The sequence below is a fragment of the Brevibacterium permense genome, from assembly GCF_025506275.1.
GTDB lineage: Bacteria > Actinomycetota > Actinomycetes > Actinomycetales > Brevibacteriaceae > Brevibacterium > Brevibacterium permense_A.
The window spans coordinates 45,514-58,874 of record NZ_QYCP01000088.1 but is presented as its reverse complement, the minus strand read 5'-3'; the positions used below and the strand labels follow the sequence as shown (position 1 = coordinate 58,874).

Sequence of the window (13,361 nt, the reverse complement as noted above, 5' to 3'; positions counted from 1 at the left end):
GGTACCCGAGCCGACCGAGACACCCGAGGTGAGATGAGCACTGTCGAGCACGAGAGCGCAACCGAATCCCGATTGGCCACCATTGCCGCCTCGGTGAGGTCCTCCGAATTATTGGGCGACCTGGCCGAAGCCAGCCGAGCCCTCGACCCCGATCTCTTCCGGCGACTCTTCGCGCTCTCCCGTGCCCCATCGCTGCTGGTGGCGACCGACTACGACGGGACGATCGCCCCCATCGTCGACGTGCCCAGCCAAGCCTTTCCCTTGGAGAGCTCGGTCGACTCACTGCGCGCGCTCGCCTTGCTGCCGTCCACCTCGGCGGGGGTGATCTCCGGTCGCAGCCTGCGTGACCTCGCGGCGATGTCGCGCCTGCCCCGCGAGGTCCACCTCTTCGGATCTCACGGCGGTGAGACCGACACATTCACCGTCGACACCCTCACCGAGACGCAGCGGGCGGTCCTCGCCGACTTCCGCGCCGACCTCACCCGCGCCCTGCCGCGCGATGTCATCGAGCACAAGACCACCGGCGCGGCCGTGCACCTGCGCGGACTCGACGAGACCGACAGGCGGGAGATCGAAGCCGCCGTCGAGAAGCTCGCCGGTGCCCACCCGATCCACCCCACTCGCGGCAAACAGGTCATCGACCTTTCCGTCGTGCCCTCCTCGAAGTCCGACGCGCTGACCCGACTGCGCGGCCAGACAGGGGCGGAAGCCGTCGTCTTCATCGGCGATGACACCGCCGACGAAGTCGCTCTCGAAACCCTCGGCGCCGACGACCTCGGACTCAAGGTCGGAACTCAGACCGCGCCTACTCACGCCGACTTCCGACTGGACTCGCCGGCCGAGGTCTCCACCGTCCTCAGCGCCCTGTTCGAACTGCGCAAGTCCTGGCTCTTCGGGCGTCGTGCCACCCCGATCCAGCGGCACAGCCTCATCGGCAACGGACAGTCGACCGCGCTCATCGATCCCACCGGCAGCATCTGCTGGATGCCGCACCCACTGCCGCACTCGGCGTCGATGTTCTCCGAGATCCTCGGCTCCGAGGCGGCCGGATTCTTCGCAGTCGCCCCGGCCAACGGGGCCGCACCGCTGACCCAGCGCTACCTCGGGAACTCGACCCTGTTCGAGACCCGGTGGGCCGGACTGAGCTGTGTCGATTACCTCGCTCCCGTCGACGGGCACAGCGACGACACGATCGTCGTCCGCGTGCTCACCGGCGACACCCCGACCCGCATCCGCTTCGCACCCAGGCTCGACTACGCCACGGTTCCCACCCGCATGACCAGGACCGATGACGGTGTGGCGGTGCTCGGCACCGCGGAGCCGATCGAACTCCACGCCCCCGGAGTCGACTTCGACATCGTCGAGAACGGCGACTCCCACACCGCCGAGGCGACCGTCGTCCCCTCGCAGCAGCCCGGCGGATCCGTCGTCCTCGTTCTCGCCTGTGGGACGGGCACGGGCGACGCCGGATACATGGCCACCGGCGGCGAGCATCATGTGCGCGAACGTGCCCTGAACTTCTGGACGAACTGGGTCGAATCGCTGACTCTGCCCGGTCACCACCGCGAAGAGGTCATCCGCTCCGCGATCACCCTACGCGCTCTGTGCCACGAACCCACCGGCGGAGTCCTCGCCGCCCCCACGACCTCCCTGCCCGAGGGCATCGGCGGCGTCCGCAACTGGGACTACCGCTATACCTGGCTGCGCGACGGATCGATGACCGTCCGCGCCCTGCTCGCCCTCGGTTCCACCGGTGAGGCCGAGGGGTTCCTCGCCTGGCTCTCCGGCATCCTCGCGCGCACGGTCTCGCCCGAACAGCTGCATCCGCTCTACGCCGTCGACGGCTCGGCCCTGACCACCGAGGCGGTGCTCAACCACCTGCCCGGATACGCCGGATCACGGCCGGTGCGAGTCGGCAACGCCGCCGAACATCAGGTCCAACTCGACGTGTTCGGCCCGGTCACGGAGCTCCTCGACGAACTCAGCGACCACCTCGGCGAGCTGCCGGAGGACTATTGGACGCTCACCTGTCAGATGGTCGAGGCCGTGAGCAAGCGATGGTTCGAACCCGATCACGGGATCTGGGAGGCCAGGCGTCCGCCGAAGCACAATGTGTACACGCGGGTGATGTGCTGGGTGACGGTCGATCGGGCGCTGCGGATCGCAGACCGGTTCGATCGGGAGCCGCCCGGTGCGTGGCGGCAGCTGCGCGAGGAGATCGCCCACGACGTGCTCACGCATGGCTACAACGAGGAAATAGGAGCATTCACCGTCGCCTACGGTGAGACGGATCTGGATTCGGCGGCTCTGTTCGTCGGACTCTCGGGGCTGCTCGACGCCGACGATCCGCGGTTCGTGTCCACCGTCGACGCGATCGAACGCGAACTGCGGGTCGGCCCCACGGTGTTCCGCTACCGCTACGATGACGGGCTGCCCGGGCTCGAGGGCGGATTCCACATCTGCACGACGTGGCTCATCGAAGCCTTCATCAAGGTCGGCCGCATCGATGATGCCTGGGATCTGTTCCGGCAGATCGACAACCTGCTCGGCCCCACCGGGCTGCTGTCGGAGGAATACGACCCCGTTGCCGAGATGCACCTGGGCAACCACCCGCAGGCGTACTCACACCTCGGCTACATCCGCGTCGCCCAGCAGCTCGACGCCCACCGCCCGAGCTGAGGCAACGCTGCCTGCCGCGGCGGACCCTGTCCGCGCGACGCGATAAGTGTGCGCAGATTGCCATTTTCAACGCGGATCTGTGCAATCTGCGCACACTTTTCTCCGCTTTCCTACAGCGCGCGACCGGCTCAGCGTGCGATCAGCGCTGAGAGCGGTCTGCGCAGCTAGGGTGCGGCGACTCATACGTAGTTGGTCTGTGGATAACTAGGCTCTGTCCACAAGCGTGAGATCACCACTGGCCTTCTTCGCCGCGGCCGGGCAGTCTCTGCCTATGAACAATCAGGCTTCAGCGCAGCAGTCTCTCGGCGCTGCTCAGCGCGCCAATCCGCGGAAGCTGCGGGTTCGCTCCTGGACTGAGAAACCCCGCCAGCTCATGACCGCCGCGATTCCGTTCACAAGGGCACAGGCCATGTCGCGGGGAATCACCCGTCGCGCGCTGGACGATGAGAAGCGGTATCAGCAGCTCGAATACGGCGTGTGGGTCGAGACCGCTCCCACCACTCGGGTCGTCGCTCCGACCTGGGCGGATTCTGAGTGGATCGACGAGCGAGTGAAGCTGACGGGCCTGGTGTGCATCGATCCTGATGTAGTCGCCTGCAACGTCACTGCGGCGCGGTTGTATGGATTGCCGGTGCCGTGGAACGCCGACGCGCGGGTGCATGTGGCCCGCGAGGACAAGGGCTGGCCAAAGCGCCGAAAGAATGTTGCCTTCCATCGGTACGAATGGCTTCGGTCGGAGATCTTCTTCGGCCTGCCGCTCATCACGGCGGCACATCTGTTCATCGAACTTGCGCGGGTGCTGACGGTGAGACAGTTGGTGGAGCTCGGTGACGCCGCCGTCGGCCGATGGCACGGAGGGCCGCTGACGACGATCGACGAGATCCGCTCTGAGCTTGCCGCCCGTCGCCGAGTGAATGGACGCCTCACCGCAGAGCGTGCGCTCGACTTGGTGCGGGAGAATGTGGACTCTCCGCCGGAGACGAGGCTGCGGCTTCGGCTCATCGACGAAGGACTGCCTGAACCTGTGGTCCATCCGGCTGTCATGTGCTCACTCATCGGCGCGCTGCTCCACCCGGACATGGGCTATCCGTCCATCAGGCTCGCCATCGAGTACGAAGGCGATCACCATCGCAGCTCACCAGCCCAATTCGCCGAGGACAATCGGCGCATCTCGGCACTTCAGGCTGAAGGGTGGACGGTCATCCGAGTCTCGAAAGACTCGGATATGGCGGAGACCTGCCGTCTGATCGGTCACCACCTGCGTGCCGGTGGCCTGATCTGAGTATGCGCCGCGCCGTTTCTGCCGACTGGCCTGCGCGCGGCGCGGCCGCAGGGCCGCTCGGCGAGAGATAAGTGTGCGCAGATTGCCAACTCCGAGCTGGAAATGGGCAATCTGCGCACACTTATCCTGCTGTCAGACGGCGGATACTCAGTAGTGCCAGCAGTCCTGTCGCGATCAGCTCACTCGACGAGGAGGGTGACCACCTCGGCGACGCATGCGGGGCGATCCTGACCCTCGATCTCGATCGTGTGTTCGAGGATGACCTGCGTGCCCTTGTCGCCGCGGATGACGTCCTTGACGCTGATGGTTGCGCGCAGTCGGGAGCCGACGACGACGGGCTGGAGGAAGCGGACCTTGTTGAGCCCGTAGTTGACGCGGATCGAGACGCCTTCGATCGTGAAGACCTCCGTGGAGAACTTCGGGATGAGGGATAGGGTGAAGAATCCGTGGACGATCGTCGCGCCGTATGGCCCCTCGGCCGCGCGCGCTTCGTCGACGTGGATCCACTGGTGGTCGCCGGTGACGTCGGCGAAGGTGTTGATGGCGTCCTGATCCATCGTCATCCACTCGGAGGAGCCGAGCCCCTGGCCGATGAGTGATTCGATCTCGTCGATGCCGTTGATTGTGCGCACGTGGTTCTCCTTTGATCCTGGCTCAGATGCTGAGCGGACATTCGATTGAGGTCCGCTGTTCTTGGCATCATACGTGGCCGTCCGGTTGACGCCACACAGCCGTCCGGACTGTGAGTCCCACGGTCCGAGTCCGTTAGGTTGACGGTTCGAGTCCGTTAGGTTGGAGGCATAGCCGAACAATCACAGGAGCGCCCGGAGACACTGACGAATCCTCTCTCGCCGAGGTGGCTGGAGCGTCCCAACGGCTACCGTCACTTCGAATCCGCGTACTTCGTCGGCCACGGGAGAGACACGTTCGAGCGCTGCGCCGAGGAGCTCCTGCACTGGGAGGTCAAGATCCGCAGCGGGTTCGACATCGAGGTGGACGTCGACGACGTCCTCGTCGGAAGTGCGGACACGGTCAGTCGAGCGGCTGGAGCGGAGTCGACGGCCGATGTCGACGCTCGCACGGACGGAGTGGGCTCTGGCCTGCCGCCTCGAGTGGAGCCGGGCCAGGAGCCGACGATCCGCGTGCGCCTCGGGCCCTTCCGCCTGCCTGAGCCCTCACGAGTCATCGACGTCTTCGAAACGGAGGCCCGATGCGGCTTCACCTATGGCACGAAGCCGGGACATCCGATCACCGGAGAGGAGTCATTCATCCTCATCCGCACCGCCGATGACCGGGTCTTCCTCGTCCTGCGATCGGTCTCGCGGGCGGGGCTGGGCATCTGGAGACTCGGCGAACCGTTCGTCCGGCTCGCTCAGATCATCTGCCGCCGGCGCTACGGACGGGCACTGCGCAGCTGATCGGTCACTTGCCGGGAATCGAGTCGCGGGCGGGAGTGTATTCCCAGTGCCACGGCTCGTACATGCTCGCCTTGGCCCAGTCCGGGTTCTCCCAGCCGTATTCGTCTCCGTGCTCGACGAGCCAGTTCCAGGCTCCGGTCTTGTTGGCGACTCCGCCGCCGAGGTCGAGGGCGATGCCCCAACCGTGCAGTGAGGTGCCCGGCTTGGCGGCCAGTCCCGGCTTCCTGCCGGCGACAGAGAGCTGTCCGGCCATGTCGCGGTAGGAGTCCGTGATCTCGAGCTCCTTGCCGGTGTCCTTCTTGTACGCGGCGTTCATCTTCGCGAAGGAGACAGCGGCGTCCGCGCGGAGTCGATGGTCTTCCTTGCCGAGGTCGCACAGCCACTCATCGGGCAGCTCGCCGTTGCCGGCGGACTGATCGAAGTTCTGCTTCGCATCGCAGCCGGGCAGGGCGCTCTTCTCAACAGCGCGGGACGCGGCTTCGACCTTCTTCTGCTCGGCGCTCGGCACGCCGATCTCCATCGAGGACTTTCCCTTGACTTCAGGGACGTCGGCGTTGACCTTCTCCGCGTTGATGGCGGCGGGCTCACCGGCGGCGGTCGGGTCGGTCTTGACCTCGGCACCTCCGCTGAGGTTGTTGACCAGCATGGTCACTGCGGTGGCGGCACCCGCCACTGAGACGGCAGCCAGGGTCGAAACGGTCCGCACTTTCTTCTTTCGCACGGACTTGAGCAGCGCACCATCGGACCCGCGGCTCTCGGCGGCTCCTGCGCTGACCCGACGGGCAGATGAGGCAGACGGTGAGCCGAAGGTCGTGGGGACCGCGGCTGCTTCACGCGCCATTGCGGCACGACGCGGAGACGTCTGAGCGGCCCGCGCCTCGGCGGCCATTGCTGCGCGCCTGGGCGACAGAGACTCTGCTGAAGAGTCAGTGGGTGCAGGCGCGGTCGGCGCCCCGGTGCTGTGCGACGAGGTGCGTGCGCGTGAGAACGGGGACGATGAGCGGCGCCTGTGCAGATCCCGTCGACGCACCGTTGGTTCTGTGGCCGATGATGACTCTGACATAACTCTCCGTGTGACTGTGACTCGTCGAAGTCCGCCGAGGTTTCGACGACTTCAATACAACATCACAAAAGTGTAACGGGAATATATAGAACCTGTCATATTTTGGTGACGAGTCGCACTCACGGGCGGTCAGCCGATGTTCAGGCCGGGTTCAGCGAAACCCCGGAAGCCCGGTATCAGGCCAGGTCATCGCCCTGAAGGGCGTTGAGGGCCGCCTCGGCGAAATCATTCGGATCGGCTCTCGATGCACTATCGGAGCGCACGTTCCTGGGCTTCTTCGTCGGGGAAGATCACCTCGGTTCGCGCGCCTCCCGTTACGGGGTCGTTACTGAAGATCAGCTTGATTCCGAGCAGGCGAGCCTGCCCCTGCGCGATGACGAGACCGAGGCCCATTCCGCCGCCGCCGGCGGAGACGAAGCGGGTCGGGCCGGTGTTGACGATGTCCGGCGGATAGCCGGAACCGGAATCGGTGATGACGATGCTGCGCGTGCTCGTCTCCAGGCGGATGGGATCTCCGCCGTGCTTGATCGCGTTGACGAGCAGGTTCGAGACGATGCGCTCGAAACGGCGGACATCGGTGACCAGCGTCGAATTCAGCGCCGCCAGATGGGTGTCGATCTGATGACCGGCCAGGGCGCCCGAGGCTTCCATCGTGCCCAGCAGGGAACGGATCGCCTGATCGACGTCGACGCGGGTGAACTCCGGGTTGGCGCGGCCGGCGTCGAGGCGGGAGATCTCGAGGAGATCTTCGACGAGGACCTGCATGCGCACGACCCGGTCCTTGACGAGTTCAGCGGGGCGGGAATCCTCTTCGAGCAGGTTGGCGGCGTTGACCAGACCGGTCAGCGGGGTGCGCATCTCGTGGGCGAGATCTGCGGTGAAGCGCTGCTCGGAGTCGATGCGTTCGGTCAGGCGGGCCACCGCGGTGTCGACGGCCGTCGCGAAGGCCCACACTTCCTGATCGGATTCGTCGATGACGTCGGCGATGCGCGTGGTCGTGTCACCGGCGGCGATCTTCCTGGCGGCCTGAGCACCGAGGGTGAGCCTGCGGGAGATGCGGCCGGCGACGATCGATCCCACACCGCCGACGACGAGGGCGGAGCCGATCATGCCCACCAGCAGTGCTTGGTCGATGCGGCCGATGAGCTCCTGGCTGTCCTTCGTCGAGGCGCGCACTGAAATCACCTGGGTGTGCGAGCCGACCTCGATCGGGGCGGCGGCCCACACGATCTCCTCGCCGTCGACCTCGGACCGGATCGTCACTCTCTGACCATTGAGGGCGGACTTGCGCGCTTCCCTGGGCAGCTCGGGATCATCGATGCGGGCGTTGAGTGTGAGCACTCCGGTTTCGGAGAAGATGGCCGTTGCATTCGTCAGCTGCTCCGTCACGGTCGAGCGCATCCTGTCGTCCTCGGCCCGTGCCGCGGATTGGCGCAGCACGATCGAGCACGACAGCACGGCGATGATCACCGAGGCGACGATGAGCAGAGAGATCTTCCAGCGCAGCGACATGCGATCAGCCTGCGAAGCGGTAACCGAATCCGCGAACGGTTTCGATCATGTTCGCCCCGATCTTCTTCCGCAGGCGCTGGATGTGGACGTCGACGACGCGCGAATCGCCGGCCCATTCGTATCCCCATACCGTGAACGCGATCTTCTCCCGGGAGTACACATGTTCGGGCTGCTCGGTCAGCAGCAGAAGGACGCGCAGCTCGGTCGGGGTGAGGTGGACCTCCTCTCCGTCGACCTCGACGGTCAGCCGGCCGGTGTCGAGGACGAGGGATCCCAGTCGTGTGCGGAACGGACCCATCCCGGCGTCGGAGTCGGACGACTCCTGGGCCACCGTGGGCGATCCGCTCGGGCGGGGCGGGACCCCGGTGCCGCCGATCGGCTCTTCGTCGTCATCCGCTTCGGGGGCAGTGGTGAATTTCCCACCGGCACCGAGGTAGGTGTCATCGGATTCGAGCTGTGCTCGCAACCGATCCCGGGTGTCCATTCCGGGGCTGGCGCCGAGGACCTCGGGGATGCCGTCGCCCGTGACCAAGCCGCCGGGACCGATGACGGTTTCATGATGCTCATCCGCCTCGGGGGCGGGAGAATAGCCGAACCGGTCTGTGCCGGTGGTGATGAATCGGCGGACGACCGCGCGGATGCGGGCGTTGAGCACCTGCATGTCGAAGGGTTTGGTGAGGTAGTCGTCGGCTCCTGCCTCGAGCGCCTGGACGATGTCGATGGCATCGGAGCGGGCGGAGATGATGATGATCGGGATCGTCGAACGCTCGCGCACGGCACGGCAGATGGACGCGCCGTTCATCGTTGGCAGCATGAGATCCAGAAGCAGGACGTCGGCGCCGTTGGCGGAGACGAACTCGTAGCCCTCGCGGCCGTCGGCAAATGCCGAGACCGTGTAATCGAAGCGTTCGAGTCCGATCTGCGTCGTTTCGCGGATGACCTCGTCATCCTCGACCAGAACTATGTGCATTACGTTTCTCCATTAAGCCGCGTGAAGCGTTGACCTGGTTCAAACCTACCGTCGTGCAGGCGGAACACCTGCACCGACCAGCCGGAGGGGCAGCATGCTTTGTCCCCGTCGGCGAACATGGCCTCCTGCACCACCAGTGTCCCATTTCTGCCGGGACTGACCTTGAGCTGATTGCCTGTGGCGATGAGCTCGAGGCGGGGTTCGCCCTTCTGTTCGCTGATGACAGCGCCGGCGATGATCTCATTCCGCTGTTTGGGGTTGGCCACCGTGACCAGCTGGAACTTCTGTTTGCCGCTGAGGAACGGCGACGCGAACTTCAGGCAGTCCTTGCAGTCGGCGACGACCTCGGCGGTCTCCGAGGCGCTGCCGGTGACGGCGATTCCCGAGGACGATTCGATGGCCTTGCGGACCTCGTCGAGCGAGAACGGTTCGTTCGCCTGGCCGGCGGCCTCGGTGTTGGGCGCGAAGAGAGAGGGGGAGGGGTTGCCCTCGGGGGAGACCTTGAGGCCGCGATCGGGGCCGCATGCTGTGAAGGTGAGAGTCATGACCGCTGCAAGGAGGAGAGCGGTGACCGTGCGGACGGTGCGACTGATGGCCTTCGGGGCAGCGGCGTCTGCGCATGACACGGCGCCCGCGCACGGCTCACGGCCAGGCGGGGCCTGGCTGGAGTGAAACGAGCACAGCGCCTCCCCGGAGGCGCGTCTGACAGTGACGGGCACATCCTCATTTTTGCCTGTTCCGAGCCTGTAGTCCACCTGATCATCGGCGCAGGGAGCTCGGTGCCGTAGTCGGATCCGCCCGCGTTCGTGTCTTCCGCCGGGTTCAAGGCGTCTTGTGGCCACCTCGGTGCCTGGGATGGACGGTTGGCGGGGCCCGCCTCGGTGCCGGAGGGATCTCGGGCACCGAGGCGAGTCGGCTCTCAGGTCGGACCGGTAGAATGAGGGGCATGGCGCCCACGCACACCCCGAAGAAGAAGTCCACAGGCGGCAAGCCCACCAGCACGGTGTCCTACAAGGACGCGATCAAAGTCGGCGCCGTCTGCGGAATCGTCACTCTCGTCCTCGCGATCATCGTCACCCGAGCTTGGCAGGACGGCCGCGCCTTCGGCTACGCATTCATCTACGCCGGAGCAGCATTTGTCCTGGTGTCGGGCTTCACGAGCTACCTCAACTGGGTGATGCGCAAGGATACGCAGAACCAGAACCAGTCCTACCCGGTCATGCGGTAAGACGCCCCGGTCCTGCGCTGAGACGCCGGACGCCGTCTTCGTCTCCTGCGGCACACTCTCGCATGGCTGTCATTTCCTACAGCTGCTGAGGCATCAGACACCGAAAGCGCCATAACGCCCTGCTCCTGCAGGGCGTTATGGCGCTTTCAGTGGGGGATGCTCGCAGTCCGGGAAGAGGCTGCTTGTCGGTCACCGCTGTGCGGCCGACGTTTGCCCGCAGCTCGGTCGCGGTCCGCCCCTCCCCGCTTACTTGAAGCGCAGCAGGCGCAGGCTGTTGAGGATGACGAACACCGACGAGAACGCCATCGCTGCACCGGCGATCATCGGGTCGAGCAGGCCGAACGCCGCGATCGGGATCGCTGCCGTGTTGTAGGCGAAGGCCCAGAACAGGTTGCCCTTGATGAGTCCCAAGGTTCGGCGCGAGAGTCGGATCGCCTGCGGGATCTGCTGCGGATCGGACCTGACCATGGTGACATCCGAAGCCGCCATCGCCGCGTCCGTGCCCGACCCCATAGCGATGCCGAGATCGGCACCGGCCAGTGCGGCGGCGTCGTTGACCCCGTCGCCCACCATGGCCACGGCCCGGCCCTGCCCCTGCAGTTCGCTGACCACGGAGACCTTGCCTTCCGGGCGGACATCCGCGCGGACCTCGGTGATCCCGAGGGCCTCGGCGACCACCTCGGCGGCTTGAGCATTGTCCCCGGTCAGCAGCACGGTGCTCAGTCCCAGCGAATGCAGTTCGTCGATCGCCGCCTCGGCCGTCGGTTTGGCCTCATCGGAGACGAAGCTCAACCCACGGAACTGACCGTCGATCGCCAGTGCGACGATCGTGGCCCCACGCGGAATCGAATCGGTCGGGCAGTCGACCGCGATTCCGCGCTCCCGGAGCAGATCAGGGCGACCGGCGAGCACCTCGGCGCCGTCGACCGTGGCCCGCAGTCCGCCGCCGGCGATGTTCTCGAAATCCGTGACCGATGGCCCGGCCGCGGTTTCGACCGACCTCGCCGAGGCGGCCCTGGCCGACTCCTCGGTCGATCCCATCGAATCGGGCACAGACGAGACAGATCCGGTCGAGACAGTCCCGGTCGAGGCAGCTCCCGCTGAGCCCGTCCCGGCGATCTCGGCTGCGGCGTCGACGATGGCGCGGGCGATCGGGTGTTCGCTGCGCGATTCCAATCGGGACAGGACATCGAAGTCCGCGGGTGAGAGTTCGGTTCCGGTCAGGCGCATCACGCCGGTGGTCAGGGTGCCGGTCTTGTCGAGGACGACCGTATCGATCGACCGCGTCGACTCCAACGCTTCGGGCCCGGAGACGAGGATGCCCAGCTGGGATCCGCGTCCAGACGAGACCGCCAGAGCCGTCGGCGTGGCCAGACCCAGGGCACAGGGGCAGGCGATGATGAGTACGGTGAGCGCGGCATGCAGTCCCGCCGCCCAGTCACCGGTGACGAAGCCCCAGATGAGCAGGGTGAGGATGGCGACGCCGAAGACGATCGGCACGAACACCGCCGAGATCCGATCGGCCAGTCGCTGCACGGCAGGCTTCCCGTTCTGCGCACGAGAGACGAGATCGGCCATCGCCGCCAGCGTCGTATCCGCACCCACTCGGGTGGCGCGGACCTCGAGCACACCGGAGGTGTTGATCGTGGCTCCGGTGACGGAATCTCCGGGGCCGACCTCGACCGGCACGGATTCGCCGGTGAGCATCGCCTCGTCGATGGCCGAATGACCGGTCAGCACCTCGCCGTCGGTGGCGATCTTCTCGCCGGGACGGACGAGGAAGACATCATTGACGGTCAGCTCGTCGATCGGCACCTGCACTTCGACACGGCCGCCATTCGCGGCAGCCTCGCCCGAAGCGGCCCCACTGTCCGCGGCGGCTCCCTCGCGCAGTACGGTCGCGGACTTCGCGCCGAGATCGAGCAGCGCCTTGAGCGCAGCCGTCGCTCGGCTCTTCGCCCGGTCCTCGGTGAGCTTGCCGATGAGCAGAAACACCGTGATCGCCGCGGCCGCCTCGAACCACACGTGATACTCGGCGGGAATCGCCCAGCCGTGACCGTCGGCGACGGCCCGACCCAGTGTGAAGTACGAGTACAGGCTCGCAACGGTGATACCGACGCTGACCAGGGTGTCCATGGTCGTCGAGCCACCGCGGGCGGCCTTGTACGCCGCCGAGTGGAACGGCCACGCACCCCAGGTGACGACCGGCAGGGCGAGGAGCGCGACGATCCACTGCCACCCGGTGAAGTGCCAGCTCATGATCATCGAGATCGCGACGATCGGCACGGCCAGGATGAGCGAGCCGATGAAGCGCGGTCGCAGGTGGCGGGGATCGTAGTCGACGATCTCCGGACCGGCACCGCCCGCGCCGGGGCTGCGCACCGTGGCGCCGTAGCCGGCCTTCTCGACGGCGGCGGTGATGTCGTCGTCACTGAGTTCGGAGTCGATGACCACATGCGCGGTCTCCAGCGGCAGGTTGACCTCCGCCGTGACCCCGTCGAGGCGGGTGAGCTTCTTCTCGATCCGCGCCGAGCACGACGCGCAGGTCATGCCCGTGATGTCGAGCTCGAGCTCGCGAGGCATCACTTCACCTCATAACCGGCCTCATCGACGGCGGCACGGATCGCCGTGTCGTCGAGTGCGGCCGACGAGGTGATCGTGACCGGGGAATCGCCCCCGGCAATGAGGTCGACTGCGACGTCCGAGACGCCCGCAAGTGCGCCGAGCTCTTCCTTGACAGCGGCTTCGCAGTGTCCGCAGGTCATTCCCGAAACGGTGATGGTGGTGGTCGTCATTGTGCTCTCCTATCAGCTGTGAGTGTTTCCCGATGTCAGAGCCTCAGGCGTCGTCGCACCCCGATCGGGCGGACGCGGCCCTCCACTCAGCTCTTGATGAGTCGGGAGATGGCGGCTGATGCCTCTTCGACCTTCTTCCGCGCTTCTTCGTCGTCGCCCGACGAGGCGGCGTCGACCACGCAGTGAGCGATGTGCTCTTCGAGGAGGTTGATGGAGACCGCGTGCAGCGCGGCTGTCGCGGCGGAGACCTGGGTGAGGATGTCGATGCAGTACTTGTCCTCATCGATCATCTTCCCGATTCCGCGGACCTGACCTTCGATCCGCTTCATCCTCCGTGCGAGAGCGTCCTTCTGCGGGGTGTATCCATGTTGCTCAGTCATAATCACACCGTATACCCCTATAGGGTATAAATCA

Annotated in this window: 12 protein-coding genes; 4 read left to right on the top strand and 8 right to left on the bottom strand. The window is 66.0% G+C overall.

Annotated elements, in window-relative coordinates:
• The first annotated feature begins 33 nt into the window (after positions 1-33).
• Entirely contained in the window at positions 34-2,679 is a 2,646-nt protein-coding gene (gene otsB / locus D3I60_RS10385) for a trehalose-phosphatase (RefSeq protein ID WP_262776150.1), read from the top strand.
• 271 nt (positions 2,680-2,950) lie between these two features.
• Positions 2,951-3,961, top strand: a complete 1,011-nt coding sequence (locus D3I60_RS10380; RefSeq protein ID WP_262776149.1) for an endonuclease domain-containing protein — start codon at positions 2,951-2,953, stop codon at positions 3,959-3,961.
• 179 nt (positions 3,962-4,140) lie between these two features.
• Here D3I60_RS10380 and D3I60_RS10375 read toward each other — a convergent pair whose 3' ends face one another.
• Complete coding sequence (locus D3I60_RS10375; protein ID WP_262776148.1) at positions 4,141-4,593, bottom strand: MaoC family dehydratase; 453 nt, start codon at positions 4,591-4,593, stop codon at positions 4,141-4,143.
• A gap of 168 nt (positions 4,594-4,761) precedes the next feature.
• Between D3I60_RS10375 and D3I60_RS10370 the strand changes: the two genes are divergently transcribed.
• Positions 4,762-5,379 carry a DUF1990 family protein gene (locus D3I60_RS10370; protein WP_346659566.1) on the top strand — a complete coding sequence of 206 codons (618 nt, stop codon included), beginning with the start codon at positions 4,762-4,764 and terminating at the stop codon, positions 5,377-5,379.
• A 4-nt stretch (positions 5,380-5,383) separates the two neighbouring features.
• On the opposite strand, the gene D3I60_RS10365 is transcribed toward D3I60_RS10370, so the two are convergent.
• The 4 genes from D3I60_RS10365 to D3I60_RS10350 all read right to left on the bottom strand — a co-directional run bounded on the left by D3I60_RS10365 (position 5,384) and on the right by D3I60_RS10350 (position 9,643).
• Complete coding sequence (locus D3I60_RS10365; RefSeq protein ID WP_262776146.1) at positions 5,384-6,268, bottom strand: M15 family metallopeptidase; 885 nt, start codon at positions 6,266-6,268, stop codon at positions 5,384-5,386.
• A 423-nt stretch (positions 6,269-6,691) separates the two neighbouring features.
• A complete protein-coding gene (locus D3I60_RS10360; protein WP_262776145.1) occupies positions 6,692-7,954 on the bottom strand; it encodes a sensor histidine kinase in 1,263 nt (420 codons plus the stop codon).
• A 4-nt stretch (positions 7,955-7,958) separates the two neighbouring features.
• A complete protein-coding gene (locus tag D3I60_RS10355; RefSeq protein WP_262776143.1) occupies positions 7,959-8,924 on the bottom strand; it encodes a response regulator transcription factor in 966 nt (321 codons plus the stop codon).
• Positions 8,924-9,643: a hypothetical protein gene (locus tag D3I60_RS10350; protein WP_262776142.1), complete on the bottom strand. Its 720-nt coding sequence runs from the start codon at positions 9,641-9,643 to the stop codon at positions 8,924-8,926. Before D3I60_RS10350 ends, D3I60_RS10355 begins: the two co-directional genes overlap by 1 nt.
• A gap of 227 nt (positions 9,644-9,870) precedes the next feature.
• Here D3I60_RS10350 and D3I60_RS10345 point away from each other — a divergent pair, with 227 nt between their 5' ends.
• Complete coding sequence (locus D3I60_RS10345) at positions 9,871-10,152, top strand: hypothetical protein (RefSeq protein ID WP_262776141.1); 282 nt, start codon at positions 9,871-9,873, stop codon at positions 10,150-10,152.
• Between the two features lie 246 nt (positions 10,153-10,398).
• On the opposite strand, the gene D3I60_RS10340 is transcribed toward D3I60_RS10345, so the two are convergent.
• From D3I60_RS10340 to D3I60_RS10330, 3 genes are all read right to left on the bottom strand, one after another.
• Complete coding sequence (locus tag D3I60_RS10340) at positions 10,399-12,735, bottom strand: heavy metal translocating P-type ATPase (protein ID WP_262776139.1); 2,337 nt, start codon at positions 12,733-12,735, stop codon at positions 10,399-10,401.
• A complete protein-coding gene (locus D3I60_RS10335; RefSeq protein WP_262776137.1) occupies positions 12,735-12,947 on the bottom strand; it encodes a heavy-metal-associated domain-containing protein in 213 nt (70 codons plus the stop codon). The genes D3I60_RS10340 and D3I60_RS10335 overlap by 1 nt, the downstream gene beginning before the upstream one ends.
• An 86-nt stretch (positions 12,948-13,033) precedes the next feature.
• A complete protein-coding gene (locus D3I60_RS10330; RefSeq protein WP_062862662.1) occupies positions 13,034-13,327 on the bottom strand; it encodes a metal-sensitive transcriptional regulator in 294 nt (97 codons plus the stop codon).
• Positions 13,328-13,361: the final 34 nt, after the last annotated feature.

Excerpts from the sequence above, each read along its gene's own strand:
- D3I60_RS10360 (WP_262776145.1), bottom strand. The coding sequence starts at position 7,954 with ATGTCGCTGCGCTGGAAGATCTCTCTGCTCATCGTCGCCTCGGTGATC.
- D3I60_RS10330 (WP_062862662.1), bottom strand. The coding sequence starts at position 13,327 with ATGACTGAGCAACATGGATACACCCCGCAGAAGGACGCTCTCGCACGG.
- D3I60_RS10365 (WP_262776146.1), bottom strand. The coding sequence starts at position 6,268 with ATGGCCGCCGAGGCGCGGGCCGCTCAGACGTCTCCGCGTCGTGCCGCA.
- D3I60_RS10355 (WP_262776143.1), bottom strand. The coding sequence starts at position 8,924 with ATGCACATAGTTCTGGTCGAGGATGACGAGGTCATCCGCGAAACGACG.
- D3I60_RS10345 (WP_262776141.1), top strand. The coding sequence starts at position 9,871 with ATGGCGCCCACGCACACCCCGAAGAAGAAGTCCACAGGCGGCAAGCCC.
- D3I60_RS10335 (WP_262776137.1), bottom strand. The coding sequence starts at position 12,947 with ATGACGACCACCACCATCACCGTTTCGGGAATGACCTGCGGACACTGC.
- D3I60_RS10380 (WP_262776149.1), top strand. The coding sequence starts at position 2,951 with ATGAACAATCAGGCTTCAGCGCAGCAGTCTCTCGGCGCTGCTCAGCGC.
- D3I60_RS10340 (WP_262776139.1), bottom strand. The coding sequence starts at position 12,735 with ATGCCTCGCGAGCTCGAGCTCGACATCACGGGCATGACCTGCGCGTCG.
- otsB (WP_262776150.1), top strand. The coding sequence starts at position 34 with ATGAGCACTGTCGAGCACGAGAGCGCAACCGAATCCCGATTGGCCACC.